This is a genomic window from Verrucosispora sioxanthis (assembly GCF_010560025.1).
In the GTDB taxonomy this organism is placed as follows: domain Bacteria; phylum Actinomycetota; class Actinomycetes; order Mycobacteriales; family Micromonosporaceae; genus Micromonospora; species Micromonospora palythoicola.
Window position 1 is genome coordinate 1 of the sequence record NZ_SAIY01000006.1, and the last position, 26,930, is coordinate 26,930.

Here is a 26,930-nt window from a genome sequence, read left to right on the forward strand (position 1 = left end):
CAGACCAGCGCCCACGCCGTCAGCAGCAGCGCGGTCGACCCGGACAACGGGCCGACCAGCGCCCTGGCGGTGGGTAACAGCGGTGGCGCCAGCCACGGCGCGACCGACCCCGAGAAACCGAGCACCAGTGCGCCGACCGCACCGAGAGTGAGCACCGCCACACCGTAGCCGGCGCTTCGGGTGATCACCCGGCTGGCCAGCGCGCCCAGCGCCACGGCGGCCGGCAGGGCGAGCAGGTGCGCCCAGAGACCGAGCGCCACGCCTGCGGGAACCGACCGGTCACCGGGCAGGCTGGGACCGGCCACCCCGCCGACCAGCCAGGGAAAGACCAGGGCGACCGCCACCAGCCCAAGGCCAGCCACCACCGCGGCGACCAGCCCGGCCGCCTGCTCCCGTGCCGGGCCGACCGCGACCAGGGCCAGGCGACGCTGCACGTCCGGCTCCACGTCCAGCAGGATCTTGGTCTGCCAGGCCAGCACCGGGAAGAGGACCACGGCCGATACGCCGTAGGCCTCCGCCGGCTGGGCTCGACCGCCGCCGTACAGGATGCCCAGGGTGAGCAGGCCGGCCAGGACCGGTGCCAACGCCCGCCCGGTACGCAGGAAGCCGGCGAGCCGGAATCGCACCAACGCGGTCACCGGGCCACCTCGGACGACGGTTCCGCTCCCGGTCCGGTGGCCTCGGGCGGTGCGCTCTGGCCGCGTACCCGCAGGACGTGGTGGCCCTCGGCGCGTAGGCGGGCGACGGTGGCCGGCAGCTGGCCCACCGTAACCTCCAGCTCGACCACCGCGACCGACGCCTCGCCCGAGGGGACCCGCTCGACCACCGCACCGTCGGCCACCAACCACTCCCGAGCGTCGGGCAGCCGGACCGTCTCCCCTCGGTGATCGCTGACCAGCACCGATCCGCCGTCGGCCAGCACCTCGTCGACCAGCTGCGGAACCAGCTCACGCGCTGCGGCGTCCAGGCCCTCCCAGGGCTCGTCGAGAACGAGCAGGCCGGGCGGACGCAACACCGCCTGGGCCAGGCCGACCTTCTGGGCGGTGCCCTTCGACAGCTGAGCCAGCCGGACCGTGCGGAACGGGCCGAGGCCGAGTCGGTCGACCCAGCGTCGCACCGTCCGCTCCGTCGTGGCCGGGGACAGGCCGGCGATCCGGGCCATCGCGGTGAGATAGCCGTCGACCGTGAACGGCTGCTCGGCCGGGAAGCGCTCCGGCACCCAGCCCACGACCGCCGGCCGGTCGAGCACCCGCCCGGGACGGGCGCAGGACTCCGGCGGCGAGCTGGAGCAGCGTCGACTTGCCGGCCCCGTTGCGGCCCCGCACCACCACCGCCTCGCCCGCCGCCACGCGCACCGTCACCTGCCGCAGCACCCACGGGCCGCGCCGGTGGTACCGCAGCCCGACGTCCTCCAGCCACATGCCGCGAGCCTGCCACACCGGACAGACGAACGCGGCCCCGCCAGAGGTGGCGGGGCCGCGTCGGTGCGTCGTGCTCAGCTGTCGGCCGAGCCCTCCTGCAGGTTCTTCACCACGTTCGGGTCGACCGGTACGCCCGGTCCCATCGTGGTGGTGAGGGTGACCTTCTTGAGGTACTTGCCCTTCGCGGCCGACGGCTTGGCCCGCAGCACCTCGTCGAGGACGGCCGCGTAGTTGTCGACCAGCTGGGCCTCGGAGAACGAGGCCTTACCGATGATCAGGTGCAGGTTCGAGTGCTTGTCCACCCGGAAGGTGATCTTCCCGCCCTTGATGTCCGAGACGGCCTTGGTGACGTCCATGGTCACCGTGCCGGTCTTCGGGTTCGGCATCAGACCGCGCGGGCCCAGGATCCGCGCGATCCGGCCGATCTTGGCCATCTGGTCGGGCGTGGCGATCGCCGCGTCGAAGTCCAGCCAGCCGCCCTGGATCCGGGCGACCAGCTCGTCGGTGCCCACCTCGTCGGCACCGGCGGCGACGGCCTCCTCGGCCTTCGCGCCGGCCGCGAAGACGATCACGCGGGCGGTCTTGCCGGTGCCGTGCGGCAGGTTGACCGTGCCGCGGACCATCTGGTCCGCCTTGCGGGGATCGACGCCGAGGCGCATCGCGACCTCGACCGTGGCGTCGAACTTGACGGCGGTGGTTTCCTTGGCCAGCTTGACGGCCTCGACGGGGGTGTAGAGCTTGGACCGGTCGATGACCTCGGCGGCCTTGCGGTAGCTCTTGCTGCGCTGCATCTGCTGTCTACTCCTGTGGTCTCTGGCGGGCCGCGGTGCTCGCGCGCCCTCCCACGATCCGTACGGTTCGGTGGTGGCCGACGTCAGTCGGTGACGTTCAGGCCCATCGACCGGGCGGTGCCGGCGATGATCTTCTCAGCCTGGTCGAGGTCGTTGGCATTGAGGTCGGCCATCTTCTTCTCGGCGATCTCCCGCAGCTGGGCACGGGTCACCGAACCGACCTTCTGCGTGTGCGGGACGCCCGAGCCCTTCTGCACACCGGCAGCCTTGATCAGCAGCCGGGCGGCGGGCGGGGTCTTCAGCACGAAGGTGAAGGACCGGTCCTCGTACACGCTGATCTCGGCGGGGACGATGTCGCCCCGCTGCGACTCGGTCTGCGCGTTGTACGACTTGCAGAACTCCATGATGTTCACACCGTGCTGGCCGAGCGCGGGACCGACCGGCGGCGCCGGAGTGGCCTGGCCCGCCGGCAGCTGAAGCGTGAACGTCTTGACGAGCTTCTTCTTCGGAGGCATGTCTCTTCCTGGGGCTTGGAACTGGGAAAGGTTCACACGACACCGCCGTCGGTGCGCGCACGGTCAGCGCGCATGCGACGGCGGCGACGTTCTAGGGTAGCGCAGACCTGGATCCCGGCAGCCACGGAGGTGCGCCGGACGGGTGAACCGGACGAACGACGACCGGCGGCGGTTGCCCGCCGCCGGCAGTCGACGAATCAGATCTTGGCGACCTGGTTGAAGTTCAGCTCCACCGGCGTCTCCCGGCCGAAGATCGACACCAGCACCTTGAGCTTCTGCTGGTCGGCGTTGATCTCGCTGATGGTGGCCGGCAGGGAGGCGAAGGCACCGTCGGTGACCGTGACCGAGTCGCCGACCTCGAAGTCGAGGACCTTGACCTCCGGCTTGGCCTTCTTCTGCTCGGTCTCGACGGCCGGTGCCAGCCACTTGAGCACCTCGTCGAGGCTGAGCGGCGCCGGGCGGTCGGCCCGGTCCGTGGCGCCGACGAAGCCGGTGACTCCGGGAGTGTTCCGCACGCAGGAGTACGACTCCGCGGTCAACTCCATCCGCACGAGGATGTAGCCGGGGAAGACCTTGGCCTGCACCTGGGAGCGCTTGCCGTTCTTGACCTCGACCTCTTCCCGGGTCGGCACCTCGACCTGGTAGATGTAGTCCTCCATGTCGAGGGAGGTGATCCGGGTCTCGAGGTTGGTCTTGACCTTGTTCTCGTAACCGGCGTAGGAGTGCACCACGTACCAGTCACCCGGCGCGTAGCGCAGCTTCTGCCGCAGCTCCGCGACCGGGTCGAAGTCCTCCTCGGGAGCGGGCTCGGTCATGGCGAACTCCGGCTCGCTGGCGGCCTCGACCGACTCGTCACCAGCCGCCGTCGCCACCGTGGACTGCTCGTCCGTGGTCTCGGCGGTCTCGTCGTACTCAGGCACGCTTGCTCACTTCCGTCACTATCACACGTTCAGCCGGTCAGCTGGGGTTGCCGAAGACCCACAACACGCCCTTGGCGAAGCCGTAGTCCAGGACAGCCACGATCGTCAGCATCACCGTGACGAACGCGATCACCACTGCCGTGTAGGTCAGCAGTTCCTTGCGGGTCGGCCAGATGACCTTACGCAGTTCGGCCACGACCTCGCGGATGAAACGCGCGATGCGACCGAACAGGCCCACCTTGTCGGCGTCGGTACGCGTCTTGCGGCCGTCGGCGGAATCCGCCCGCGCCCGCGAACGGGTGGCGGTGCCGCCTCGCGAAACCGGCTCGTCCGCGTCGGTGGCGTCATCCTCGGCGCTGTCGTTGACGACCTCGTCGTTCAGGCGCTCGTCGTCGGCGTCCTCGCCGCGCCGCTTGTTGTCGGCCACTTCGCCCTCCGTCGCGGGATGTCGGTGTCGCACGCGGGGCGCGTGCGCGGCGTTTGGTCACGCCGGCCGGACCAACCGTCCCGGGACGGGCCGCGGCCGGCGGATCAACCGGAAGGGCCCGATGCCTCGGAACCTCCCCGCCGATGCCACCACCACGGGCCGGGCGCCACCAGAAGGCGGCGCGACCCACGGAACGGTCAGGCCTGAGGCGCAGGGGTGACAGGACTTGAACCTGCAGCCTGCGGTTTTGGAGACCGCTGCTCTGCCAATTGAGCTACACCCCTGTGAGCGGCAACGCTCACCCCACCCGGGTCACACTTTCACACGACCAGGCAGGGGTCACTTGCCCCACGGCGGACCAGTGTACGGGTACCGACCCGACTTTCCCAACCGGTCTACCCGACGCGCCGCCCGGTGCCGGTCAGCCGGCCGTGCGCACGGTGGCCCGCGCCTGCGAGAGCACCTTCTCGCCGAGGCAGGTGGCGGTCACGTCCAGCCTGGTCAGACCCGCGTCGGTCACCTCACGGACCACGGCGGTCACCACGATCTCGGTGCCGGTGTCGTCGTCGGGGACCACCACCGGGCGGGTGAACCGCACGCCGAAGTCGACCACCGCGTCGGGCGAGCCGGCCCAGGCAGTGACCGCCCGACCGACGAGCGCCATGGTGAACATGCCGTGGGCGATCACACCGGGCAGCCCCACCTTGGTGGCGAACCGGTCGCTCCAGTGGATCGGGTTGAAGTCGCCCGAGGCACCGGCGTAACGGACCAGGTCCGCCCGGGTCACCCGGAACGTCTGGGTAGGCAGTTCCATGTCAGGCCTCCCCGCGTACGACGAGCTTGGACCAGACCGCGACCACCGGTTCCCCGGCGGTGGTGGTGACGTCGGTCCGGGTGGTCAGGAACTCGTGGCCGCCCCGGCTGGTGATGTCCTCGACCGTGTTGACACAGACCAGCTCGTCGCCGGCCACCACCGGCCGGGTGTACGCGAACCGCTGGTCGCCGTGGACCACCCGGCTGTAGTCGATGCCGAGCGCGGGGTCCTCGATCAGCTGACGGCTGGCGGCCATGGTGATCACCACCGGGAACGTCGGCGGCGCGACCACGTCCGGATGACCCAGCGCGCGGGCGGCCTGCGGATCGTGGTGCGCGGGATCGGTGGCGCCGATAGCCGTCGCGAACTCGCGGATCTTCTCTCGGCCCACCTGATAGGGGGCGGTCGGCGGATAGGTCCGACCGACGAAGGACTGGTCCAGGGGCATGCCGCGAACCTACACGCACAGCACGATCGCCGATCCGAGCGGTCGACGTCGGCTTCAGCCGCGCCGTCCGTACGAACCGGCGATCATGACGGGTGCTGATCCGGACCGATCGGCCCGGACGGGCTCAGCGCGTCTCGCGGTGCAGGGTGTGCCGTCCGTCCCGGGGGCAGAACTTCTTCAGCTCGATGCGGTCCGGGTCGTTACGACGGTTCTTGCGCGTGATGTAGTTGCGCTCCTTGCACTCCACACACGCCAAAGTGATCTTCGGCCGGACATCGGTCGCCTTCGCCACGGCGGAGTGCCTTCCTCGATAACGGATACAACTACGGCGCTAAAGCGTACGCGCCACCTGGGCGGACACGCAAAGCGGGCGCCTGTGGCGCCCGTCCCACCGGCCACCGGAAACATCCGGGGCGGACGAGAGTAGCGGTGGCCGGACTTGAACCGGCGACACAGCGATTATGAGCCGCTTGCTCTGCCATCTGAGCTACACCGCCGCGGTGGGCCCAGCCGGACCCTCTGAGCCCCCTTACGGAATCGAACCGTAGACCTTCTCCTTACCATGGAGACGCTCTGCCGACTGAGCTAAGGGGGCCTGCGCGATCACTCGGTGCTCGCGCAGAGGTAAGAGTACACGGCCCGGTCGTGCTGGTGAAATCGGATCCCCAGGGACGCCGTACGCCCAGCTCAGGGCACCACGCGCAGCCTCGGAAGCTCGCTGCTGGAGATCGACTCCGGGTCGATCTGGGCACCGAACCACGCCTCCAGGCGTTCGAACGGCAATGGGCGGCTGAACAGGAACCCCTGGCCGACCTCGCAGCCGATGTCCTGGAGCAACTCCAGGGTCAGCTCGCTCTCCACGCCCTCGGCCACCACGGTGAGACCGAACTGCTGGGAGAGGGTGACCACGGCGTTGACGATCGCCAGGTCTCCCGGATCGGTGGCCATGCCCTGCACGAAGGAGTGGTCGACCTTCACCTCGTGCACCGGCAGGCGACGCAGGTGGGCCAGCGAGGAACTGCCGGTGCCGAAGTCGTCCACCGAGAGCCGTACGCCGAGATCACGCAGGCGACGCAGGGTCGGGATCGGGCGCTCCGTGCCGTCCAGCACGCCGGCTTCCGGAATCTCCAGGGTCAGCAGCTGCGCCGGCACCCCGTACTCCGCGAGCAGGTCCCGGATCTGCTCCGGAAAGTGCTGGTCGAGAAGCGTACGCGCGGAGAGGTTGACCGCTACGGCGAGCGACTGGCCGCCGTGCGCCCAGTCCCGGCTGTGCCGCAGCCCTTCCCGGAGCACGAACTCGGTGAGCCGGCCGAGCTGACCGGTGTGCTCGGCCACGGCGACGAAGTCCGCCGGGGCGACCGCGCCGTGCGTCGGATGCTCCCACCGGGCCAGGCACTCGACCCCGATGAGCCGGCGGTCCCGCAGCGTCACCTTGGGCTGGTAGTAGACCTCCAGCTCGCCGTTGTCGAGGGCGTTGCGCAGATCCCCGGCGAGCCCGAGCCGGTGCAGCGACCGCGACTCCAACGCCGGCGTGTACAGCTGCACGCTGCCCGGGACCGCCTTGGCCGCCGTCGCGGCCACGTCCACCCGTTGCAGCAGGGTCGCCGGCGCGTCGCCGTGATCCGGGTGTACGACAACCCCGACCGCGGTGTCCACGTCCAGCGTGAGCGAGTCGAAGACCATCTCGTCGCGAATCTGTTCCCGCAACTGACCGGCGAGCTCGACCGCCGCCTCGGCGCTCTCCAGCCGCAACGTCACCAGGAACTCGTCGCCACCGGCCCGCCCGACCAGCGCGGCCGACGGCACACAGCCACGTAGCCGATCGGCGACCTCGATGAGGACCTTGTCCCCTGCCGCGTGGCCGAGCGCCTCGTTGACCTGGCGCAGCCGGTCGACGTCGAAGAGCAGCAGCGCGACCACCTCGCCGGGGGCCCGGATCCGGACCGCCTCGGCCAGCGCGGCGAGAATACGGCGGCGGTTGGGCAGCTTCGTCAGCGCATCGTGGTACGCGTCGTGCCGCAGCCGGTCGACCAGGCGGGAATTCTCCAGCGCGACGGCGGCGTGCGCGGCGACCGTCTCGAAGACGGGGACGTCCGGGGCGCGGAAGAAGTTGGTGTCACCGAGCCGGTTCGCGACCTCCAGCGTGCCGATGACAGCCTTGCCGGACCGCAACGGCACCACTATCACGTCCTTGGCCGGATTCGGCCCCAACGCCTCGCGCACCTCCGGGCTACCGCCCAACCCCCGTCCCAGAGTCACCGTCTCCTGTCGGGCCACGGCAACGTCACGCAGCGTCGCCGGGGTGAGCGCGGCGTCGAGCAGGCCCGGCTTGCCCTCCTGCGCGCTGAGCAGAACCTCGGGATGACGTCCCTGTGCGGGCAGCCAGAGCGTGGCGTACTCCGCCTGCATCAAGCTTCGGATACGCACCAGGAGCACGTCGATGAGAGTGCTGTCGGATCCACTCTCGGTGATCGCCTTGGTGAGCTCGTACATCTCGGCGAGGGTGCGGTGCTGCCGGATGAACTGCGTGTACGTGTCATAGACAAGCGCGAACGCGATCGCCAGCCCGGCGAAGAGGAGCACGGCCCAGAGGGTGCTCTCCAGGGCGATGATGATGAGAAGGCCGATGAAGAGATTGAGCGTGACGCCGAGCAACATCGGTGGCGCGGCGCGCAGCAGTTCCCGTCCCGCCTGCCAGCTCTGCACGATCGTGAACACGGCGACCATCGCCGCCAGGGCGACCAGAGTGTGGGTGCCGACGGCGGCGAGCATGACCGCCCAGGCGCCCGGACCGACGCCCGCGGGCTTCGGCAGCAGCGTGTAGACGACGGTGGCCAGCGACGTGGCGCTCGCCGCGAGGGCGACGTTGAACCAGAGCTTCGCGGGCAGGAGCTTGCGCCGCAGTTGCACCACGAGCGTGGCCACGGTGTACGCCAGGACCACCGACAGCGGTGGCAGCACGTACAGCGCGACGACGAGCGGGATCTCGGTGAAGGTGATGCCGAGTGCCTGTCGGCGCACCACCACGTTGATCGTCGGCATCGCTGCGACGATCATCGCCACCGTGAGCAGCAGGGTGAGCGGCCAGTCACCCAGAGCAGGACGCACGGTCAGCCCGAGTAGGAGCGAGAAGAGCACTGCGCACAGGGCGAGGGGCCCGGTGATCACCCAGGCATTCTCGGTACGTCGGGAGGGGGAACCGACACGAGACGTCATGGCTCCCCTCGCGACGTCGGGTTTCCGGAGGCGTCGAGGCCGCCGGTGCGGGGACGGGTGGGTGTCAGCGCACCACGGTGCCCAGGACCGGCATCTGCCATTCGAGGCCGTCCGACCTGAACTCAAGATCAGCGACGACGCCTGACGCGACCACCAAGCCGCAGACCAGCAGAAGGGAGCCGAGCAGCCGGCCCAAACGTTGAGCAGACATCTGTGCTCCTGACGGGGTGACGGGAACGCAATGGAGGTCCCCCGATGGTGCCACAGCCGGTCCATCGCTGGAAAGTTCGCGAACCTGATGTCGGTCCGGTCGTTTGGCAGCGCGACCCGTCCGCATGAGTCCGCGCAGGTCAGAGCCGGTCATGGACGGCACGACGGCAGCCACAGTCGAAGAAAGCACCAACTGCCTATTCCGCCGCCAAGGCGGCGTATTGGATCTAGCGGACATGATCGTGGAGTGTTGCCGGCCGACACTGTGAAGTGACAGGGCCTCCAACGCACCCCCACCCGCCACCTCAGTCAGTTCATATCCCGACGGATCGACCCAATCACGGGAGAGTCCGCCACCGCCAGAGTAGGCCGCAGACCTCGTTCAGTCACCCCCATGGATGCCTGAATCTCTCAGCCGGACCGGATCACTTCAACGACGACGGCCCTCGATCAGCATTTCTGCTGGTCAAGGGCCGTTGTCGCACCTGGTGGCGGGTAGAGGATTCGAACCTCTGTAGCTTTCGCGACGGATTTACAGTCCGCTCCCATTGGCCGCTCGGGCAACCCGCCAGGGCGTACCCCCGCACCGTGGCGCGGCGGCGGAAGCAAGGATAGCGGCTCCACCCGCTGCTGCCGCAACCGGGTACCGTCAGGGGGTCGTACCCCTGGGCAACCAGGGTCAAAGGATCACAAACCAGCCGGACAGCAGGAGCATGAGTATGGCAGCGAACCCGTCGTTCGACATCGTGAGCAAGGTCGACCGCCAGGAGGTCGACAACGCTCTCCGGCAGGCGGAGAAGGAGCTCGGGACGCGGTTCGACTTTCGGGGCACGGGAGCGGCGATCTCCTGGTCGGGTGAGGAGGCGATCAGCCTCCAGGCGGAGACCGAGGAGCGGGTCCGGGCAGCGCTGGACGTGTTCAAGGAGAAGCTGGTCAAGCGGAACATCTCGCTGAAGTCGCTGGACGCGGGAGACCCTCGCCCCTCCGGCAAGGTGTTCAAGCTGGACGCCAAGGTGATCCAGGGCATCGACCAGGACAAGGCCAAGGCGATCAGCAAGAAGATCCGGGACGAGGGCCCCAAGGGCGTGCAGGCCCAGATCCAGGGCGACCAGTTGCGGGTCACCGGCAAGAAGCGGGACGACCTTCAGGCGGTCATCGCGCTGCTCAAGGCCGAGGATTTCGGCGTGGCCCTCCAGTTCACCAACTACCGCTAAAGCCGTGCGCGACCGGGGTTACTCGTCGGGCCGGTGTCGCAGCCAGACGTACGGCACGGGTTGGCCCTGGTTCCACTCATCCGCCTGCTCGGCTGGCACCAGTTCGAAGCCGGCGGCGGTGTAGCACCGCAGCGCCGGAGCGTTGTCGGGGTGCAACCGCATCAGCACCGTCGGCTGGTGGTCCCGGGCCAGGTTGGTGAGCAGGGTGACCATCCGGCGGCCCAGGCCCCGGCCACGCAGCGCCGGGGCCACGATGAGGCGGGCCAACTCCACCTCGGCCTCGTCGTCGTCGAGCCACAGTTCGCCGTACCCGGCTGGCTCTCCGTCCACGAGCGCCAGGTACGCGAGCACGCCGGGCTCGGTTCCCCAGCGTTTGACGTCCTCCGCCGTCACTCGGTCGCGGGAGCACCAGCGTCGGCTCTCCTCGGCAGAGGTCGCCCACCTCGCCACGACGGCCGGATGGGTCGGGCCCACCGCGGTCAGCTCCATGACTCGCCTCCTCGGCACGCGAGGCTATCGCCCGACCCCGGTCCGGGGGTACGGGTTTTGTCGAGAGCCGGGTCCGATCGGACAGGGCAGCGGTCGGAGCCGGTTCAACGGGTGAAGATCAGCAGCAGCACGACCGTCAGGATCGCGCTGACCAGGATCGAGCCGAGGCAGCCGATCCGGTTGGAGAAGAAGAGGAACATCCTGCCGTCGTACCCATGATGGCGTGGGTCAGGCCGAGACGGGCTGTTCGGCCCGCAGGGCGGTGGCCTCCGCGCGGGCGATGGGGCCGGCCGGCAGCGCGGCGACCACCGCTCCGACGGCGACCGCGGCCCCGGCGAACAGGAAGGCCCACGGCACTCCGCCGGCATGGTCGACGATCAGGCCGGAGACGGCGCCGCCGACCGCGCTCGCACCGACCGACATGGTCACCACCCAGGTGTACGCCTCGTTCAGCATGCCGGTCGGCGATATCCGCCCGACCAGGGTGTTCTCCAGGGTCAGTGCGGGAGCGATGGCGGCTCCGCCGAACAGCAGGGCGGTGCCCAGCGCGCCCGGCGTGGGCATCACGGCGAAGACGGCGAAGCTGCCGGCGAGCACGGCGAGCAGCCAGGCGAACAGGCGGGTCATGTTGCGGGCCGGCCGGCGGACCCCGAACCAGAATCCGCCTATCGCGCTGCCGATCCCCCAGACGGCCAGCAGCAGGCCGGCGAGGCCGTTCGGGTCGTCGGAGTTGTAGCGGGTGGCGAAGGCCGGGACGGTCACGCCGGCCGCCCCGAAGGCGATACCGATGCTGGCCACGCAGAGCAGCAGGGCCGGGAAGCCGGCGACCCGGAGCGGACCGAGGCCACGGGCATGGTGCTCCCGGGAGTGCGGACGCCAGCCGCGCATGGCCTGACCGAGCGCCACCGACAGGGTGCCGACCAGGGTCACCACCGCGGCACCGATCAGTGCCGCGCCGGCGTCGGCGACCAGCACGAACCCGGCCACCAGCAGTGGACCGAGCACGAAGACGATCTCGAACAGGGTGGTCTCGGCGGCGAGCGCGGTGTTGCGCAGGTGGTACCGGCCGGAGTCGACGTTCGTCAGGCCGTTCCACGCGCCCCGGATCGCGGCGGTCATCGGCGGGTACGTCCCACCGGCCAGCGCCGAGGCGAGCAGCACCAGCGCGAAGGGGGCGGCGTCGGCGCGGGCCGCCCAGAGCAGCCCGATCAGGGCGAGCGGGTGGGCGATCGCGGTGCCGAGCAGCACCGGGGTGGGACCGATCCGGTCGGCGATCCGACCGGCCACCGGACTCAGCGTGGCGCCGGAGAGGGCGTAGCAGCCGCCGGCCGCGGCGGCCAACGAGTAACGTCCGGTGACTCCTTCGACGACGAGCAGCAGCGCGAGTGGCGTCATGCCGATCCCGAGTCGTCCGATGATGCCGGTGACCAGCAGGGTCGGTGCGCCCGGAATCTGCCAGACAGCCAGATACCGACGCAGCCCAGCCACAGCGGACCTCCACGAGATGTAATGAGCAAGACTCGGTTAGACCCTAACGCCCTCCGCTCGACAGTCCACCCGGTCCGACGCTGTGGCGGCGCTCACCCGGTTCCCGGGATGCCGCAGCCTGCTCCCTCGGGCCGCCTCCGGGCGGCCGGCATGCCGCAACTCGCGCTGCCGTCCGCCTGGGCGAGACGGCGCCGCCCGCGCCAGACGAGCCAGGCGCGGGCGGCGGTCGCGAGCCGGACCAGGACGGGGCGGACCAGGTGCCAGGGTGGGTCAGCGCTGGTGACGCACGGGGCCCATCTGGCTCGCCAACTGCTCCAGCCGGGCCACCCGCTGCTCCATCGGCGGGTGGGTGGCGAAGAGCGCGGCCACCCCGCCACCCCGGAACGGGTTGGCGATCATGAGGTGTGCGGTGCTGGTGAGCTGCCCCTCGGCCGGCAACGGCCGTCGCTGGGCACCCATGTGGATCTTCCTTAGGGCACTGGCCAGGGCGAGCGGATCCCGGGTGAGTTCGGCACCCGATGCGTCCGCCTGGAACTCGCGACTGCGGCTGATCGCCAGTTGGATGACGGTCGCGGCGATCGGCCCCAGGATGATGGTGAGCAGCAGGACCAGCGGGTTCGGGCCGTCCTCGTCGTTGCCGCCCAGCGGAATGAACAGGGCGAGGTTCGCCAGCATGGTGATGATGCCGGCCAGGCCGGCGGCCACGCTGGAGATCAGGATGTCCCGGTTGTAGACGTGCGACAGCTCGTGACCGATGACGCCCCGCAACTCGCGATAGTCGAGCAGCTCGACGATCCCCTGGGTGACGCAGACGGCCGCGTGCTGCGGGTTCCGCCCGGTGGCGAACGCGTTGGGCTGGGCGGTCGGGCTCACGTAGAGCCGCGGCATGGGCTGCCGGGCCTCGGCGGCCAACTCCCGGACCATGTGGTGCAGCTCGGGAAACTGTGCCTCGCTGACCGGTTGCGCCCGCATCGAGCGAAGTGCCAGCTTGTCGGAGTAGAAGTACGTGACGCCGTTCATCACCAGCGACACGAGTACGGCGACGACCAGACCGCCACTGCCGCCGAACCAGTAGCCCACCGCCAGGATCAGCGAGGTGAGCAGGCCGAGCAGCGCGGCGGTCTTCAGACGGTTGTGGTGCACGATCACTCCTTCGGTGCACGGATGCCGGGATCCGCTGACCGGTACAACACACCGGTACCCGTCAACCATCCGTCTCATGACTGAGAGTTACCTGAGTGACCCAGGGAAGGGCGGACCTCAGCCTCCGGCGAGATCGAGCACGACCTGTGGCGCGAACCCGACGACCAGCGCCACCACGGTCGCCACCGCGAGCGCGGCAGCCACCGCGCGGGCGGGTCGGGCGACCGGGGCCGTGACGTCGCCGGCGGGGGCGTAGAGCAGCACGGCGGCCCGCAGGTAGTAGGCCAGGCCGATGACCGCGTTGACCGCCACCACCAGGGCGAGCCAGCCGGCGTCGCCGCCGAGCAGCGACCGGACCACCGTCACCTTGGCGAACAGCCCGGCCAGACCGGTGGCAGGCCGGCGAGGCCGACCAGCGCGAACGCCAGCCCGGCACCGATCCACGGATGCCGCCGTGCCGCGCCGCGCAGGTCGTCGAGGCTGCCGCCGTCCGCACCGGCCGGGCGCAGCGCCACCACCCCGGCGAAGGCGGCCAGTTCCAGCAGCACGAAGAAGACCGCGTACGCCAGGGCGGCGGCGTACGCGGCGGTGCGGGCGTCCGCCCGGCGGTCAGGGCCAGCGCGCCGAGCGGGGCGAGGATGTAGCCGGCCTGGGCCACCGAGGACCAGGCGAGCAGCCGCACCGTGCGCCGCTGCCGCAGCGCCACCAGGTTGCCGACGGTCATCGTCAGTGCGGCCACCAGGGCCAGCATCGGACCGGTCACCTCCGGCGGCAGCGCGTGACGCACCACCGCCAGCAACGCGATCACCCCGCCGAGCTTCGACGCGGTCGACAGGTACGCGGCGACCGGCAGAGGGGCCCCGTCGTAGGTGGCCGGCGCCCAGGCGTGGAACGGCACCGCCGCCACCTTGAACGCCAGTCCCGCCACCACGAGCGTCACCGCGACCGTGGTCAGTGGCAGGTCGAGCAGCGCCTCGTCGGCGAGGAGGATGCCCAGCCGTTCCAGGTGCAGCCCGCCGGTGACCGCGTAGAGCAGCGCGGCACCGAGCAGGGTCAGCGTGGTGGCCACCACGCTGACCACGAAGAAGGTCACCGCCGCCTCGGCGCTGGCCAGGCTGCCCCGGCGCAGACCGACCAGGACGTACAGCGGCAGGGTGAGCACCTCCACCGCCACGATCAGAGTGATCAGGTCGCCGGCCGCACCGAGCACCACCCCACCGGTCATCGAGCAGGCGAGCAGGAAGCAGTACTCCCCCACCGGGGTGTTCCCGGCCCGCAGCAGCGGCCCGGACAACGCCAGCACCCCGAGGACGAGCAACGCCACCAGCGCCGCGACCAGGGCCGCCCGGCCGTCGAAGAGGTACGAGCAGTCGGCGCCGACGCAGAACGTACGTCGCTCGGCCCCCGAACCGACCGCCGCCGCCCCGACCGCGGTGGCGACCGCGCCGGTGACCGCCGTGACCACGGTGGCCCGCGGCCGGGCCGCCAGCAGGTCCACCAGCAGCACCAGCACCGCCGTCCCGGCGGCCAGGTACGCCGGCAGCAGCGCCACGTGGTCGACGGCCTGCACCAGACTCGACTCGCTCATCGCGCCACCTCGCTACGCTCGGCGTCACGATGAGCCACCACCGCACTGCGCCGAAGGATTCGCTCGCTGCGCTCGCTCATCGCGCCACCTCGCTACGCTCGGCGTCACGATGAGCCACCACCGCACTGCGCCGACTGAATCGCTCGCTACGCTCGCTCACCGCGCCACCACCCCCACCAGGGCGTCGACCGGAGCTTCGGCGACGCCCAGCACCAGCGTCGGGGCCAACCCGACGGCCAGCGCGAGCAGCACCAGTGGCACCCAGGCGACCAGTTCGGCACGAGCCAGGCCGGGACCGAGCGCGGCGACCACCGGGGTGGGCTCGCCGTGGGTGACCCGCCGCAGCATCCGCAGCAGGTACGCCGCCGTCAGTGCGCCGCCGATCGCGGCCAGCACCGCCAGCGTGGTCCAGAGCGCACCACCGGACTCGACGGCGGCTACCACGGCGAACGCCTCACCCCAGAAGCCGGCCAGCCCGGGCAGCCCCAGCGAGGCGACCGCCGCGAACGCGAGCAGCCCGGACAGGCGCGGGGCGGTCTCCCGCAGCCCGGACAGCTCGGTGAGCGCGCCGGTGTGGATACGGTCCTTGATCGCGCCGGCCAGGAAGAACAGCAGCCCGGTGATGATGCCGTGGGCGACGTTGCCGATCAGCGCCGCCTGGATGCCGGTGGCGGTCAGGGTGGCGACGCCCAGCAGCACGAAGCCCATGTGCCCGACGCTTGAGTACGCGATCAGCCGTTTCAGTTCCGTCTGGGCCAGGCAGACCAGCGAGCCGATCAGGATGGCGGCGACGGCGAGCACGCCGAGCACCGGCGCCGCCCACCGGGCACCTTCGGGAGTCACTCCCAAGGCGACCCGGATCAGGCCGTACGTGCCCATCTTGAGCAGCACCCCGGCGAGCAGCACGCTGCCGACGGTGGGTGCCTGGGTGTGCGCGTCGGGCAGCCACGAGTGCAGCGGCCACAGCGGACTCTTCACCGCGAAGGCCAACGCGAGCAGGGTGAAGGCGGCGAGCTGCGTGGCGCGGGACAGCTCCGCGCCGCCGGTCAGCGTCACGATGTCGGCGGTGCCGGCGGCGGCCACCACGACGTACACGCCGACGAGCAGCAGCACCGAACCGAACAGGGTGTAGAGGGCGAACTTCCGCCCGGCCCGCCGCCGCGCGTCCAGCGAGACCGGATCCGTGCCGTCGCCGCCCCAGCCGACGATGATCGCGTACATCGGCAGCAGGACGACCTCGAAGAAGAGGAAGAACAGCACCAGGTCGAGGGCGAGGAAGGTACCGAGGATGCCGACCTCGACCACCAGCAGCAGCGCCACCAGGGCCCGACCGCTGCCACCACCCGGCACCCGCCAGAGGCTGTATCCGCAGCACAGCAGCGTGAGCAGGGCGGTGAGCACCACCAACGGCCAGGAGATGCCGTCCACGCCCAGATGGAAGCGCAGGTCCAGCCCCGGCACCCAGGGCAGGTCGACCGCGTGCCAGGGACGCACCGCGCCTGCGGCATCCGGCGGCGCGTACGCCGACCAGCCGGCCGCTCGCCCGCCGAGCAGCGCCACCGCCGCGACGAGGGTCAGCGCGGCGGCCACGGTGCCCACGACCCGGGCCGCCTGATCGCGGGGGTGGCCGCCACCGCCAGCGCGCCGAGCGCCGGCACCGCGAGCACCGCCACCAGCAGGAACTCCCGACGCTCATGCCGGCCCTCCGCTGCGCTGCGGGACGGCATGAGGCACCGAAACGCCGAACTGATGATTCACTCGCTGACGCTCGCTCATGCCGTCGCTCCGATCAGGACTGCGGCCAGACCGATCAGCAGCGCGCCGGCCAGCACCGCGGCGGCGGCCCGGGGCAGCGCCGCCCGATGCAGCACGCCCAGACCGCAGCCGAGGACCCGGGCGGCGCGTCCGGTGCCGGTGACCGCACCGTCCACCACCCGTTCGTCGGTGGTGCGCGCCATCCGCGCCACCGCTGTCGTCGGTCGTACGACGACAGTGTGTTGGACGTCGTCGAGCCGGAACGCGCGGGCGAGGACCGGCCGCAGCGGACCCAGCGCCGCCGCCGGATCGGCGGTGCGGTCCCGTCGCCAGCCGGCCCACGCCAGCCCGGCGCCGATCACGAGCAGTGCCAGCGGCAGCAGCACGGTCGGGGTGAGGTGGATCAGCCCGTCCGGCGGCATCAGATCCGACACGGCGTCGGACCCGACCGGCGGGCCGGCCTGCAGGTGGCGGGAGAACCAGCCCGGAAAGCCGGCCAGGCCGAGCAGGGCCGCCGGTACGGCCAACGCCAGCACCGGCCAGCGGAGTACGGCCGGCGGGTCATGCGGCTGGGGCAGCGGGGTGCGGGTAGCGCCGAAGAAGGTGCGCAGCAGCAGCCGGGTGGCGTACCAGGCGGTGACGGCGACACCGACCAGCGCGGCGAGCCAGACCAGCCAGCCCAGCCAGGCCGGTGCCGGTCCGTCGCCGTGCAGGGCGGTCTGCTCGGCGGCGGCGAGCACGCCCTCCTTGCTCCAGAAGCCGGACAGCGGCGGTACGCCGGCCAGCGCGCCGAGCCCGATCAGCGTGCACCAGAAGGTCACGGGCATGCTGCTCCGCAGCCCACCCATCCGGGACATCAGCGTGGTGCCGACCGCGTGGATCACGGCACCGGCGGCGAGGAACAGCAGCGCCTTGAACGCCGCGTGGGTGAGCAGGTGGAACAGTGCGGCCGGTGGGGAACCGACGGCGAGCGCGCCGGTCATGTAGCCGATCTGCGAGACCGTCGACCAGGCGAGCACCCGCTTGATGTCGTCCTGCGCGGTGGCGGCCAGCGCGCCGAGCAGCAGCGTCACCGAGGCCATAATGCCGAGCACGACGAGCGCGGTCGGCGTGGCCTCGAACAGCGACCACAGCCGGGTGACCGCGTACACGCCGGCGGCGACCATGGTCGCGGCGTGGATCAGCGCGGAGATCGGGGTCGGGCCGGCCATCGCGTCGGGCAGCCAGGTGTGCAGCGGGAACTGCGCGCTCTTGCCGGCCACCCCGGCGAGCAGCAGCAGGCAGGCGGCGGTGAGCGTGGTGGTGCCGTGGTCGTGGGCGAGCACGTCGGCGATCCGGAAGCTGCCCGCCGAAACGCCGAGCAGGGCGATGCCGAGCAGGAATCCGACGTCGCCGACCCGGGTGACCAGGAACGCCTTCATCGCGGCGGCCGGCGCCTCCGGCAGCCGCCGGTCGTGGGCGATGAGCAGGTACGAGCAGAGCCCCATCACCTCCCAGCCGACCAGCAGCAGGATCAGGTCCCCGGAGACCACCACCAGCAGCATGGCGGCGGTGAAGAGGCTGACCTGCGCCGCGTACGGCGGGTAACGGTGGTCGGGCTCCTCAGGCGGCCCTTGCCGAAGGTAGCCGGTCGAGTAGGTCTGCACAGCCAGGGCGACCGCGGTGACCGCGACGGCGACCAGGGCGGCGGCGCCGTCGAGGCGTACCCCGAGGGTGACGGTGAGCCCACCCAGCTCGATCCAGGTGGCCGACGACTCGGCCGGGCCGTCCAGGGTGACCAGCAGGGCCACCGCCAGGGCGAGGGCACCGGTCGCGCCAGCGATGCCGAGGGCGGCGGCCAGGCGGCGGCCGTCGCCTCGCCGATGGCCCCACCCCGCGGCGATGGTGGCAGCAGCAGGCCGGTCAGGCCGGCGGTCATCGGTACGAGCGGCAGCAGCGCGCCCAGCAGCGTCGTGGTGTTCACCGCTGGCCCTCCGGCTCGGCACCGAAAACGTGTGGACCGTCCCGGCCGGCAGCGATCGGGCCGGCTCCGGTGGGAGCGATCGGGCCGGCAGCGACCGGCACCGGCTCGTCGGCCGGACGCTCGGCCAACGGGATCTCGTCGACGGTGACGCTGGCCCGCATCCGGTAGAGCTGGAGGACGATCGCCAACCCGACCCCGATCTCGGCAGCGGCCAGCACGATCACGAAGAGCGCGAAGACCTGCCCGCCGTGCGGCAGCACCGCCTTCGCCGTGGTGTCGGCGGTGACCAGGATCAGGTTCACCGCGTTGAGCATCAACTCGACGGCCATCAGCACCAGCACCGCGTTGCGCCGCCGCAGCACGCCGTACACGCCGAGACCGAACAGGAGCGCCGCCGTGACGTACGGGATGACGGGTCTCACCGCGACCGCCCCCGATCACCCGGCGTCGCGTCCCCGGTGGCGCCGATGTCGGGGCGGGACAGCACGATGGCGCCGACGAGCGCCGAGAGCAGCAGCACCGACAGCACCTCGAAGGGCAGCACCCAGTTGCCGAAGACCTGCTCACCGAGGCGCTCGGCGGTGCCCGCCTCGGGTAGCTCCACCGCTGTCCAGCGGTACGCGTCGACGAGCAGCGCCGCCAGCCCGAGCCCGGCCCCCCCGCCGATCAACGCGGCCGGCCAGCCGGGGCGGTCCAGGTCGGCGGAGGCGCCGATCGGCGCGCGGGTCAGCATCACGGCGAACAACAGCAGCACCACCACCGCGCCGACGTAGATGAGCACCTGCACCCAGGCGACCAGTTCGGCGGCGAGCACCAGGTACATGCCGGCCACCGCGCCGAGGCAGACCACCAGGTAGAGCCCCGCACGGACCAGGTGACGGGTGGCCACCACCAGCGCCGCCGAGCCGACCGCCACCGCGCCGAGGGCGAGCAGCAGCACGTCCACCCCGGTCACGCGGGCGTGCCTTCGTCGTCGGCGGCGCGCGGTGGCGCGGGTCGGCGCTCGGGGCGTACCGCCGGGGTGGTCGGACGGGCGGCGGGCGCGCCCGGGCCGGCCGCCCGCGCGCGGCGGCGGTCTCCTCCTTGGCCGGCTCGCCGTTCGGGTCGTGGGCCGGTGGCGGCGGCACCGTGGCCATCCACTCGCCCAGGTGATCCTTGTCGTGCAGCAGGTCCTTGATGTCGTACTCGGCGTACTCGAACTCCGGCGACCAGTAGAGCGCGTCGAAGGGGCAGACCTCGATGCAGATGCCGCAGTACATGCAGAGCGAGAAGTCGATGTCGAACCGGTCGAGCACGTTGCGCTGCCGTGCCCGGGCGGCCCCCGGCACCGCCACCTCCTCCTTGTGCGAGTCGATGTAGATGCACCAGTCCGGACACTCGCGGGCGCAGAGCATGCAGACCGTGCAGTTCTCCTCCAGCAGCGCGATCACCCCGCGCGAACGGGGCGGCAGCTCGGGGGCGACGTCCGGGTACTGCGCCGTGGTGGCGCGTTTCGTCATCGTCTTCAACGTGACGGCGAGCCCCTTGACCAGGCCGCTGCCGGGCAGGCCGGTCGCCTCGCTTCGCTCGCGCTCGCTCATGCCGAACATCCTGCCCTGTGGGCACGGCGCGCGCGACCACCCCCCGGAGGTAGCCGGTAGTACCGTGGCCACGGGGAGAAACGACGCACCGGAAAGGACCCGTCAATGACCGCCGCGCTGCACGACGACAACCCGGCGCCGGGCGAGTGGACGACGGACGCCCTCGACCGCCTGCCCGACGACGGCCGCCGCCGTGAACTCCTGGACGGACAACTGATCGTGTCGCCCTCCCCCACGCGACTGCACCAATCCATCGCAATGCTGCTCGGTGCCGCCTTGCAGGAGACCTGCCCCGCCGAGTTCGACGTCACCCAGGGGGTGTCGGTGCGGATGTCCCGCAGCCGGTCCCTCATTCCCGACCTGCTGGTCACCGAGCTGGACGCGGCTGCCCGCAACCCCTCCTCCTACCTGCCGAACGAGGTTCTGCTGGTGGTGGAGATCGTCTCGGAGGGATCCCGCAGCATCGACCGGGTGCTCAAGCCGGCGCTCTACGCCGAGGCGGACATTCCCTTCTTCTGGCGGATCGAGACCGAGACGGGGATCGTGGTGCACGCCCACCGGCTCGACCCCGTCAAGCGCGTCTACGTCGAGCACGCCCGGATGAGCGACGGCATCCTGCTGGCCGACCCGTGGGAGATGGACATCCCACTCGACCGGATCACTCCTCGGTCACGCTGAGCGGGCCACGCCGGCCCCGCTCTGGCCCGCCGCCCGGTCACCGGGCCGGTCGGATGGAGATCCGCCATGATGGGGTGCGGACGAGACGGGCACACCCTGGGGGCGACATGGGCGAGGACGGCAAGGGCACCGGCGGCAGGTACGTCGAGCCGGGTGAGTTCAAGCGGGACCAGAACTACATCACCACCCGGATCACCGCCGACGGGCGGGACGGCTATCCGGTCGAGCCGGGGCGTTACCGGTTGGTCGTCAGCCGCGCCTGCCCGTGGGCGAACCGGCTGATCATCGTACGGCGGCTGCTCGGCCTGGAGGACACCATCTCGATGGGCGTCGCCGGCCCGACGCACGACGCGCGGAGCTGGACATTCGATCTCGACCCGGACGGGCGGGACCCGGTGCTCGGCATCGAGCGCATCCAGGAGGCCTACTTCGCGCGCTACCCGGACTATCCCCGGGGCATCACCGTGCCGGCCATCGTGGACGTGCCCACCGGGCAGGTGGCGACCAACGACTACGCCCAGATGAGCCTTGACCTGTCCACCGAGTGGACCGCGTACCACCGACCCGGCGCTCCGCAGCTCTACCCGGAACACCTGCGCGCCGAGATCGACGAGGTCAACGCGGTGGTCTTCGCCGACGTCAACAACGGCGTCTACCGGTGCGGCTTCGCCGGCAACCAGGAGGCGTACGAGCGGGCGTACCGGCGGCTGTTCGACCGGCTGGACTGGCTCAGTGAGCGACTGGCCGGGCAGCGCTACCTGGTCGGCGACACGATCACCGAGGCCGACGTCCGGCTGTTCACCACGCTGGTCCGCTTCGACCCGGTCTACCACGGCCACTTCAAGTGCAACCGGCAGAAGCTCAGCGAGATGCCGGTGCTGTGGGCGTACGCGCGGGACCTGTTCACCACGCCCGGCTTCGGCGACACGATCGACTTCGACCACATCAAGCGGCACTACTACGAGGTGCACCGGGACATCAACCCGACCGGCGTGGTGCCGCTCGGCCCGGACCTGTCGAACTGGCTCACCCCGCACGACCGCGAGTCCCTCGGCGGCCACCCCTTCGGCACCGGCACCCCACCCGAACCCCCCACCCCCACCGAGCGCGTGAACCCCTCCCACACCCCCCTCCCCTGAGCCCACCCCACCCACGCTTGTTGACCAAGAAGTTTGCGTCTCTGTCGGCTCGAATCCGGACGTGAACTTCTTGATCAACGGGGGTCGTCTCGGGGTGGGGTCAGAGGGTTAGGCGGATGGCGGCGGTCAGGACTAGTTGGGCCAGGGCGGCGGGGACCAGGACCAGCCAGCAGAGGCGTTGGAGCTGGTCTTCGCGCAGCCGGGGGTAGGAGACCCGGAGCCAGATGATCACGAAGCTGACGGCGGCGACCTTGAGCAGGGTCCAGAGCCAGCCGAGCTGGGCGTCGGCGAACGGGCCCTGCCAGCCGCCGAGGAACAGCACGGTGGTGAGTGCGGCGATCACCACGATGCCGACGTACTCGGCCAGCAGCAGGAACGCGAAGCGCAGTCCGGTGTACTCGGTCAGGTAGCCGAAGACCAGCTCCGAATCGGCGACCGGCATGTCGAAGGGTGGCCGGCGGATCTCGGCCAGCCCGGCCACGAAGAAGATCACCATCGCCGGTGCCTGCCAGAGCAGCCACCACGGCTGCCACGCCTCGACGATGCCGGAGAGGCTGAGCGTCCCGGCGGCCATCGCCACCGACGCGGCGGCCAGCACCAGCGGCAGCTCGTAACCGAGCAGTTGTGCCGCACCACGCAGCCCACCGAGCAGGCTGTACTTGTTGGCCGACGCCCAGGCCGACATGAGCACGGCCAGCACGCCCACCCCGACCACCGCCAGCACGAAGAACAGCCCGATGTCGAGCGGCTGCCCGACCAGGTCGTTCGGGCCGAGCGGGATCACCAGCAGGGCCAGCAGGTACGGCACCAGCGCCACCGCCGGAGCCAACCGGAACACCGGTCGGTCGGCCGCGCGCGGGGTGACGTCCTCCTTCTGGACGAACTTCACCCCGTCGGCGATCAACTGCGCCCAGCCGTGGAAGCCGCCCGCGTACATCGGGCCGAGCCGGCCCTGCATGTGCGCCATCACCTTGTGTTCCGCCTGGCCCACCAGCAACGGCAGGACGAGGAAGGCGGCCAGCACGCCACCGATCCGGACAACCAGTTCCAGCCAGAGCGGCATCAGGCCCCACCTCCGTCATCCGGCGCCGGACCACCCTCGGATGCTGGCGGATCCCCAGCCGTCGGGCCGCCGGGGGCCGCCGGCTCCCCGGTGGAGCCGGCCTCCCGAGGGTACGCGGCCCGCGGGCACCCGGTGCCGGACGGGCCGGGCGCTCCCGGGCCGGGCGGGCCGGGTGCCGCCGCGTGGGCCCTCCCCCACCCCACCGGCACCGGCGGGGGTCGGCACGACTCCCCACTCACCTGGCGCGGGCACGCCCGGGGGTCGGATCGGGCGGCGTCCACCGCCGGCCTCCGACTCACCCGGCTCCTTCGCGCCCGGCCAGGGCTTCGCCACCCGGGATGCCAGCACGAACTCCTTGCGCAGCGGGTGCCCCTCGAACTCCGGTGGCAGCAGCAGCGGGAGCAGGCCAGCGTGCCCGGCGAAGTCGATGCCGAACATCTCGTGAGTCTCCCGCTCGTGCCAGGCGGCCCCCGGGTAGACCGCCACCACGGAGTCCACAGTCGGTGTGTCGCGGGACACCCGGGCCCGCAACAGCACCCCGTGCCGGTGCGCGGTGGACCAGAGGTGGGCCACCACGTCGAACCCGTCGGCCAGCTCGTCGACCGCCGACAGCCAGTCGAAGTAGTCGCAGGCCAGCTCGGTGTCGTCCCGAGCGGCCAGCAGCGCGGCCCGCCAGGCGTGCGGGGGCACGTCGACGGTGGCCCGGGCATGGACCTGACCGCCGGAGACCGTCGCGGTGGCCTCGACGGGCGCGAGCAGCGCGACGAGCCGTTGGCCGACCTCTTCCGGTGTCATGCCGCTGATCCTAGGCCCTGCGGCCGGCGTCCTCGCCTCGTGCGGAGGCGGCGCCGGACGGCAACCGACCCGGTACGCGGGCGGCCGGTGCACGCAAGCGGGTGACTCCGGTGCGCTTCGCCGGTGCCACCCGTCGGCGGCCACCAGGATGAAGTCTGTGCGCGCTGTGACCGTCATTCCCGGAGTACCCGGCTCGCTGCGGCTGCTCGACGACTACCCCGAACCGGCCCCCGAAGAGGGACCGATCCTGGTGGAGGCCCTCTCGGTCGGCGTCTGCGGAACCGACATCGAGATCATCGAGGGGCAGTACGGCGAGGCGCCGCCCGGCACCGATCACCTGGTGCTCGGTCACGAGTCACTGGGTCGGGTGCTGGAGGATCCGACCGGCACCCGGCAGCCGGGCGACCTGGTGGCCGGGATCGTCCGGCATCCCGATCCGATGCCCTGCCCGAACTGCGCGGTCGGTGAGTGGGACATGTGCCGCAACGGCCTGTTCACCGAGCACGGCATCAAGGCGCTGCCGGGCTTCGCCCGCGAGCGGTGGCGGTTGCAGCCCCGCTTCGCGGTGGGACTCGATCCCGCACTGATCGAGGTGGGGATGCTGCTCGAACCGACGAGTGTGATGGTCAAGGCGTGGGACCACGTCGACCGGATCGGCCTGCGGGCGGAGTGGCAGCCCCGCACCGCGTTGATCACCGGTGCCGGCCCGATCGGCCTGCTCGCCGCGCTGCTGGCCAGTCAGCGGGGCCTCTCCGTGCACGTGCTCGACCTGGCCACCGAAGGCCCGAAGCCGGCGCTCGCCGGCGCGCTCGGTGCCACGTACCACTCCGGACCGCTCGACCAGCTGGACCTCGAACCGGACGTCATCGTCGAGTGCACCGGCGCGCCGGCGGTCGTGCTGGAGGCGATGTGCAAGGTCGGTCCCAACGGGATCGTCTGCCTGGCCGGGGTCTCCAGCGGCGGCCGGACGATCGACTTCGACGCGGGCGCGCTGAACCGGACCCTCGTGCTGGAGAACAACGTCGTCTTCGGCTCGGTGAACGCCAACCGGCGGCACTGGGAGGGTGCCGCCGAGGCCCTTTCCAAGGCCGACCCGGCCTGGCTCGCCTCACTGATCACCCGCCGGGTGCCGCTGGCCCAGTACGCCACCGCCTACTCGCCCGGACCGCAGGACATCAAGGTCGTCCTCGACTTCGCCCGCTGAACACCCCGCAGGCTCGGGTCAGATGCCGGGCAGCCGGCCGTTGCGGAACAGGTCGACGAAGAGCTGATGATCGTGACGGGCGCGTACCCCGTACGTGTGGGCGAAGTCGACCAGGTGCCCGACGAAGCCGGCGGTGTCCGCGTCCACGACGGCGACGATGGCCTCCTCGGTCGAGTAGTCGACCAGGTCGTGGCTGGACTCGTCGTCGGCCACCGAGTGCATCCGGGCGACCGCCCGCCCCAGGTCGGCCAGCACCCCGGCCAGTTCCTCCGGCTCGTTGACGTCCGCCCAGTCCAGGTCGGCCGCGTACGGGGACACCTCGGCGACGAGTTGACCGACGCCGTCGAGTTCGGTGAAGCCCAGCCACGGGTCGGCGTGCGCCTGGAGGGCCCGCTGCGACTCGGCGGTGCGGTGCCCCTGGTGCCGGAAGTAGCCACGGACCCGCTCGTCGTCGACGTAGCGGGCCGCCGCCGGCACCTGAGCCTGCTTCATGTAGATCACGACGTCGTTCTCCAACGCCTGGGTGTGCCCCTCCAGCAGGAGGTTGTACGAGGGTAGGCCGGCCGAGCCGATGCCCACCCCCTTGCGCAGCACCACGTCCTTGATCTGAGCGGCGAGCGGCCGGGCCTGCACCGTGGGGGGCAGCGTCTCCAGGTACGCCTCGAACGCCGCGCACACCCGCGCCCGCACGTCCCCGTCGATCTCGTACACCCCGTCGCCCACGGAGAAGCGCCGCTCGTAGTTGTCGATGGTGGTCTGTCCGCGCAGCAGGTCGACCCGGGTGTTCAGCCGCGCCTGCTGGAGCACCCGGCGCAGCACCCCGTCGGCGTTGTCCAGGGTGATCGACCCGATGGCGTCGTCCCCACCGGCGGCGATGGCCCGCAGTTCGACCAGGTACGCGTTCGCGAAGCAGGTGACCAGGTCGCTGATGACCCGGTCGGAGAGCGCCTTGGTGTAGCCGATCAACGCGACGCTGGCGACGAACCGCCGCAGGTCCCAGGTGAACGGCCCGACGTACGCCTCGTCGAAGTCGTTGACGTTGAAGACGAGCTGACCGGAGCCGTTCATGTAGGTGCCGAAGTTCTCCGCGTGCAGGTCGCCGTGGATCCACACCCGGCTGGTCCGCGCGTCGAGGAAGCGGTCGTCGGCGAAGTCGCCCCGCTGGTCGGCGTAGAAGAGGCTGGCACTGCCCCGGTAGAAGGCGAACGGCGAGGCGGCCATCTTGCGGAACTTGCGCCGGAAGGCGGCCGGGTCGAGCGCCATCAGGGTGCCGAACTCCTCGGTCAGCACCTCGACGATGAAGGCGGAACGCTGCTCGGCGACGTCGGTCATGATCCGTACGCTAGCGAAGCCACACCACCCGGACGGCCAGCCGAGCGACCGGTCTCGCCGGACCGACCGGACCGCGGTCCACACCCGGCCGGGCACCTCCGCCGGTCAGGGATTCGGTGGACGCACCGGCGGTGCGGTCAGGGAGGCGACCGAGCGGGCGGGGGCGCCGTCGCGGGGCGGGGCGTCGACCGGTGGGGCGAGCGGGTCGGTGCGGGACACCCCGCCGATGCCGGACTGCTCGGCGGCGATCTTCTCCTGAAGCCGGAGGATGCCGTGCAGCAGCGCCTCCGGCCGGGGCGGGCAGCCGGGCACGTACACGTCGACCGGGATGAGCTGGTCGACCCCCTTGGTCACCGAGTACGAGTCCCAGTACGGGCCGCCGCAGTTGGAGCAGGCACCGAACGAGATCACGTACTTCGGCTCGGGCATCTGGTCGTAGAGCCGCTTGATCGCCGGAGCCATCTTGTCGGTGACGGTGCCGGAGACCACCATCAGGTCGGCCTGCCGGGGACCGTGCGCGAACGGGATCACGCCCAGCCGCATGAAGTCGTGCCGGGACATGCTTGTCGCGATGAACTCGATGGCGCAGCAGGCCAGGCCGAAGTTGAAGACCCAGAGCGAGTAGCGCCGGCCCCAGTTGAGCACGAACCGGATCGGCTCACCGAGCACCGCAGGCAGCTGCACGACCGCTCCCCCTCCCGTCCCCGACAGTCAACCACAGCGACCCGACGTCTGCG

Annotated in this window: 23 protein-coding genes, 4 tRNA genes and 6 pseudogenes; 4 read left to right on the forward strand and 29 right to left on the reverse strand. The window is 71.1% G+C overall.

Going from position 1 to position 26,930, the window contains the following annotated elements; translation table 11 throughout:
* From ENC19_RS18440 to ENC19_RS18510, 16 genes and pseudogenes are all read right to left on the reverse strand, one after another.
* The coding region (locus ENC19_RS18440; RefSeq protein WP_164448402.1) for a hypothetical protein at positions 1–638 on the reverse strand (638 nt) is incomplete at its 3' end.
* Positions 635–1,219 (reverse strand): ATP-binding cassette domain-containing protein, encoded by a 585-nt coding sequence (locus ENC19_RS30380; RefSeq protein WP_328824299.1) that lies wholly within the window; start codon positions 1,217–1,219, stop codon positions 635–637. The genes ENC19_RS18440 and ENC19_RS30380, both read right to left, overlap by 4 nt.
* A gap of 91 nt (positions 1,220–1,310) precedes the next feature.
* Positions 1,311–1,421: pseudogene (locus ENC19_RS31470) on the reverse strand (ABC transporter ATP-binding protein); the annotation flags it as partial.
* Between the two features lie 74 nt (positions 1,422–1,495).
* The gene (gene rplA / locus ENC19_RS18450; RefSeq protein WP_164448403.1) at positions 1,496–2,212 is read right to left on the reverse strand and encodes a 50S ribosomal protein L1; all 717 of its coding nucleotides are present in this window, start codon (positions 2,210–2,212) and stop codon (positions 1,496–1,498) included.
* A gap of 83 nt (positions 2,213–2,295) precedes the next feature.
* A complete protein-coding gene (gene rplK, locus ENC19_RS18455) occupies positions 2,296–2,727 on the reverse strand; it encodes a 50S ribosomal protein L11 (RefSeq protein WP_093403591.1) in 432 nt (143 codons plus the stop codon).
* 197 nt (positions 2,728–2,924) lie between these two features.
* Positions 2,925–3,647, reverse strand: a complete 723-nt coding sequence (gene nusG / locus ENC19_RS18460; RefSeq protein WP_164448404.1) for a transcription termination/antitermination protein NusG — start codon at positions 3,645–3,647, stop codon at positions 2,925–2,927.
* 37 nt (positions 3,648–3,684) lie between these two features.
* On the reverse strand, positions 3,685–4,074 hold the full coding sequence (secE, locus tag ENC19_RS18465; RefSeq protein ID WP_164448405.1) for a preprotein translocase subunit SecE: 390 nt from the start codon (positions 4,072–4,074) through the stop codon (positions 3,685–3,687).
* A gap of 211 nt (positions 4,075–4,285) precedes the next feature.
* Positions 4,286–4,358: transfer RNA gene (locus ENC19_RS18470), tRNA-Trp, on the reverse strand.
* Between the two features lie 137 nt (positions 4,359–4,495).
* Positions 4,496–4,888, reverse strand: coding sequence for a MaoC family dehydratase (locus ENC19_RS18475; protein ID WP_164448406.1), 393 nt, complete (start codon positions 4,886–4,888; stop codon positions 4,496–4,498).
* A gap of 1 nt (position 4,889) precedes the next feature.
* A complete protein-coding gene (locus ENC19_RS18480; protein WP_164448407.1) occupies positions 4,890–5,336 on the reverse strand; it encodes a MaoC family dehydratase N-terminal domain-containing protein in 447 nt (148 codons plus the stop codon).
* Between the two features lie 124 nt (positions 5,337–5,460).
* Positions 5,461–5,628, reverse strand: coding sequence for a 50S ribosomal protein L33 (gene rpmG, locus ENC19_RS18485; protein ID WP_093403583.1), 168 nt, complete (start codon positions 5,626–5,628; stop codon positions 5,461–5,463).
* A 132-nt stretch (positions 5,629–5,760) separates the two neighbouring features.
* Positions 5,761–5,833: transfer RNA gene (locus ENC19_RS18490), tRNA-Met, on the reverse strand.
* Positions 5,834–5,858: 25 nt separating this feature from the next.
* Positions 5,859–5,931, reverse strand: a tRNA-Thr gene (locus ENC19_RS18495).
* A 92-nt stretch (positions 5,932–6,023) separates the two neighbouring features.
* Positions 6,024–8,552 (reverse strand): putative bifunctional diguanylate cyclase/phosphodiesterase, encoded by a 2,529-nt coding sequence (locus tag ENC19_RS18500; RefSeq protein WP_164448408.1) that lies wholly within the window; start codon positions 8,550–8,552, stop codon positions 6,024–6,026.
* 64 nt (positions 8,553–8,616) lie between these two features.
* The gene (locus ENC19_RS18505) at positions 8,617–8,763 is read right to left on the reverse strand and encodes a hypothetical protein (RefSeq protein ID WP_164448409.1); all 147 of its coding nucleotides are present in this window, start codon (positions 8,761–8,763) and stop codon (positions 8,617–8,619) included.
* Between the two features lie 485 nt (positions 8,764–9,248).
* A tRNA-Tyr gene (locus tag ENC19_RS18510) sits at positions 9,249–9,332 on the reverse strand.
* Between the two features lie 149 nt (positions 9,333–9,481).
* Here ENC19_RS18510 and ENC19_RS18515 point away from each other — a divergent pair.
* Positions 9,482–9,976, forward strand: a complete 495-nt coding sequence (locus tag ENC19_RS18515; protein WP_164448656.1) for a YajQ family cyclic di-GMP-binding protein — start codon at positions 9,482–9,484, stop codon at positions 9,974–9,976.
* Between the two features lie 18 nt (positions 9,977–9,994).
* On the opposite strand, the gene ENC19_RS18520 is transcribed toward ENC19_RS18515, so the two are convergent.
* From ENC19_RS18520 to ENC19_RS18565, 9 genes and pseudogenes are all read right to left on the reverse strand, one after another.
* Positions 9,995–10,465, reverse strand: coding sequence for a GNAT family N-acetyltransferase (locus tag ENC19_RS18520; RefSeq protein WP_164448410.1), 471 nt, complete (start codon positions 10,463–10,465; stop codon positions 9,995–9,997).
* 228 nt (positions 10,466–10,693) lie between these two features.
* Positions 10,694–11,953, reverse strand: a complete 1,260-nt coding sequence (locus ENC19_RS18525) for an MFS transporter (protein ID WP_164448411.1) — start codon at positions 11,951–11,953, stop codon at positions 10,694–10,696.
* 270 nt (positions 11,954–12,223) lie between these two features.
* A complete protein-coding gene (htpX, locus tag ENC19_RS18530) occupies positions 12,224–13,096 on the reverse strand; it encodes a zinc metalloprotease HtpX (protein ID WP_164448412.1) in 873 nt (290 codons plus the stop codon).
* 117 nt (positions 13,097–13,213) lie between these two features.
* Positions 13,214–14,684: pseudogene (locus ENC19_RS18535) on the reverse strand (NADH-quinone oxidoreductase subunit N).
* 156 nt (positions 14,685–14,840) lie between these two features.
* Positions 14,841–16,411, reverse strand: a pseudogene (locus ENC19_RS18540) (complex I subunit 4 family protein).
* 45 nt (positions 16,412–16,456) lie between these two features.
* Positions 16,457–18,402 (reverse strand): annotated as a pseudogene (locus tag ENC19_RS18550) (NADH-quinone oxidoreductase subunit 5 family protein).
* Positions 18,399–18,824, reverse strand: coding sequence for an NADH-quinone oxidoreductase subunit NuoK (gene nuoK, locus ENC19_RS18555; protein WP_281602972.1), 426 nt, complete (start codon positions 18,822–18,824; stop codon positions 18,399–18,401). Before nuoK ends, ENC19_RS18550 begins: the two are co-directional and overlap by 4 nt.
* Positions 18,821–19,357, reverse strand: a complete 537-nt coding sequence (locus ENC19_RS18560; protein ID WP_164448415.1) for an NADH-quinone oxidoreductase subunit J family protein — start codon at positions 19,355–19,357, stop codon at positions 18,821–18,823. Before ENC19_RS18560 ends, nuoK begins: the two co-directional genes overlap by 4 nt.
* Positions 19,354–19,991 (reverse strand): annotated as a pseudogene (locus ENC19_RS18565) (NuoI/complex I 23 kDa subunit family protein). The gene ENC19_RS18560 and the pseudogene ENC19_RS18565 overlap by 4 nt, the downstream one beginning before the upstream one ends.
* Before the next feature lie 96 nt (positions 19,992–20,087).
* Here ENC19_RS18565 and ENC19_RS18570 point away from each other — a divergent pair.
* On the forward strand, positions 20,088–20,660 hold the full coding sequence (locus tag ENC19_RS18570) for a Uma2 family endonuclease (RefSeq protein WP_164448416.1): 573 nt from the start codon (positions 20,088–20,090) through the stop codon (positions 20,658–20,660).
* Between the two features lie 107 nt (positions 20,661–20,767).
* Positions 20,768–21,799: a glutathione S-transferase family protein gene (locus tag ENC19_RS18575; protein WP_164448417.1), complete on the forward strand. Its 1,032-nt coding sequence runs from the start codon at positions 20,768–20,770 to the stop codon at positions 21,797–21,799.
* Between the two features lie 100 nt (positions 21,800–21,899).
* On the opposite strand, the gene ENC19_RS18580 is transcribed toward ENC19_RS18575, so the two are convergent.
* Positions 21,900–22,862: a complex I subunit 1/NuoH family protein gene (locus tag ENC19_RS18580; RefSeq protein ID WP_164448418.1), complete on the reverse strand. Its 963-nt coding sequence runs from the start codon at positions 22,860–22,862 to the stop codon at positions 21,900–21,902.
* 198 nt (positions 22,863–23,060) lie between these two features.
* Positions 23,061–23,657 (reverse strand): annotated as a pseudogene (locus ENC19_RS18585) (NADH-quinone oxidoreductase subunit C); the annotation flags it as partial.
* Between the two features lie 157 nt (positions 23,658–23,814).
* Between ENC19_RS18585 and ENC19_RS18590 the strand changes: the two are divergent.
* Positions 23,815–24,861, forward strand: coding sequence for a glucose 1-dehydrogenase (locus tag ENC19_RS18590; RefSeq protein ID WP_281602968.1), 1,047 nt, complete (start codon positions 23,815–23,817; stop codon positions 24,859–24,861).
* Between the two features lie 18 nt (positions 24,862–24,879).
* Here ENC19_RS18590 and ENC19_RS18595 read toward each other — a convergent pair whose 3' ends face one another.
* Positions 24,880–26,193, reverse strand: coding sequence for a DUF2252 domain-containing protein (locus ENC19_RS18595; RefSeq protein ID WP_164448421.1), 1,314 nt, complete (start codon positions 26,191–26,193; stop codon positions 24,880–24,882).
* A gap of 105 nt (positions 26,194–26,298) precedes the next feature.
* On the reverse strand, positions 26,299–26,877 hold the full coding sequence (locus ENC19_RS18600; protein ID WP_164448422.1) for an NADH-quinone oxidoreductase subunit B: 579 nt from the start codon (positions 26,875–26,877) through the stop codon (positions 26,299–26,301).
* Between the last annotated feature and the right edge of the window lie 53 nt (positions 26,878–26,930).

What these genes read in the sequence shown, in the direction of transcription:
- ENC19_RS18580 (WP_164448418.1), bottom strand. Translation starts at nt 22,862, where the DNA reads ATGCCGCTCTGGCTGGAACTGGTTGTCCGGATCGGTGGCGTGCTGGCC.
- ENC19_RS18575 (WP_164448417.1), top strand. Translation starts at nt 20,768, where the DNA reads ATGGGCGAGGACGGCAAGGGCACCGGCGGCAGGTACGTCGAGCCGGGT.
- ENC19_RS18480 (WP_164448407.1), bottom strand. Translation starts at nt 5,336, where the DNA reads ATGCCCCTGGACCAGTCCTTCGTCGGTCGGACCTATCCGCCGACCGCC.
- ENC19_RS18520 (WP_164448410.1), bottom strand. Translation starts at nt 10,465, where the DNA reads ATGGAGCTGACCGCGGTGGGCCCGACCCATCCGGCCGTCGTGGCGAGG.
- ENC19_RS18515 (WP_164448656.1), top strand. Translation starts at nt 9,482, where the DNA reads ATGGCAGCGAACCCGTCGTTCGACATCGTGAGCAAGGTCGACCGCCAG.
- ENC19_RS18505 (WP_164448409.1), bottom strand. Translation starts at nt 8,763, where the DNA reads ATGTCTGCTCAACGTTTGGGCCGGCTGCTCGGCTCCCTTCTGCTGGTC.
- ENC19_RS18475 (WP_164448406.1), bottom strand. Translation starts at nt 4,888, where the DNA reads ATGGAACTGCCTACCCAGACGTTCCGGGTGACCCGGGCGGACCTGGTC.
- ENC19_RS18570 (WP_164448416.1), top strand. Translation starts at nt 20,088, where the DNA reads ATGACCGCCGCGCTGCACGACGACAACCCGGCGCCGGGCGAGTGGACG.
- ENC19_RS18500 (WP_164448408.1), bottom strand. Translation starts at nt 8,552, where the DNA reads ATGACGTCTCGTGTCGGTTCCCCCTCCCGACGTACCGAGAATGCCTGG.
- ENC19_RS18595 (WP_164448421.1), bottom strand. Translation starts at nt 26,193, where the DNA reads ATGACCGACGTCGCCGAGCAGCGTTCCGCCTTCATCGTCGAGGTGCTG.
- rplA (WP_164448403.1), bottom strand. Translation starts at nt 2,212, where the DNA reads ATGCAGCGCAGCAAGAGCTACCGCAAGGCCGCCGAGGTCATCGACCGG.
- rplK (WP_093403591.1), bottom strand. Translation starts at nt 2,727, where the DNA reads ATGCCTCCGAAGAAGAAGCTCGTCAAGACGTTCACGCTTCAGCTGCCG.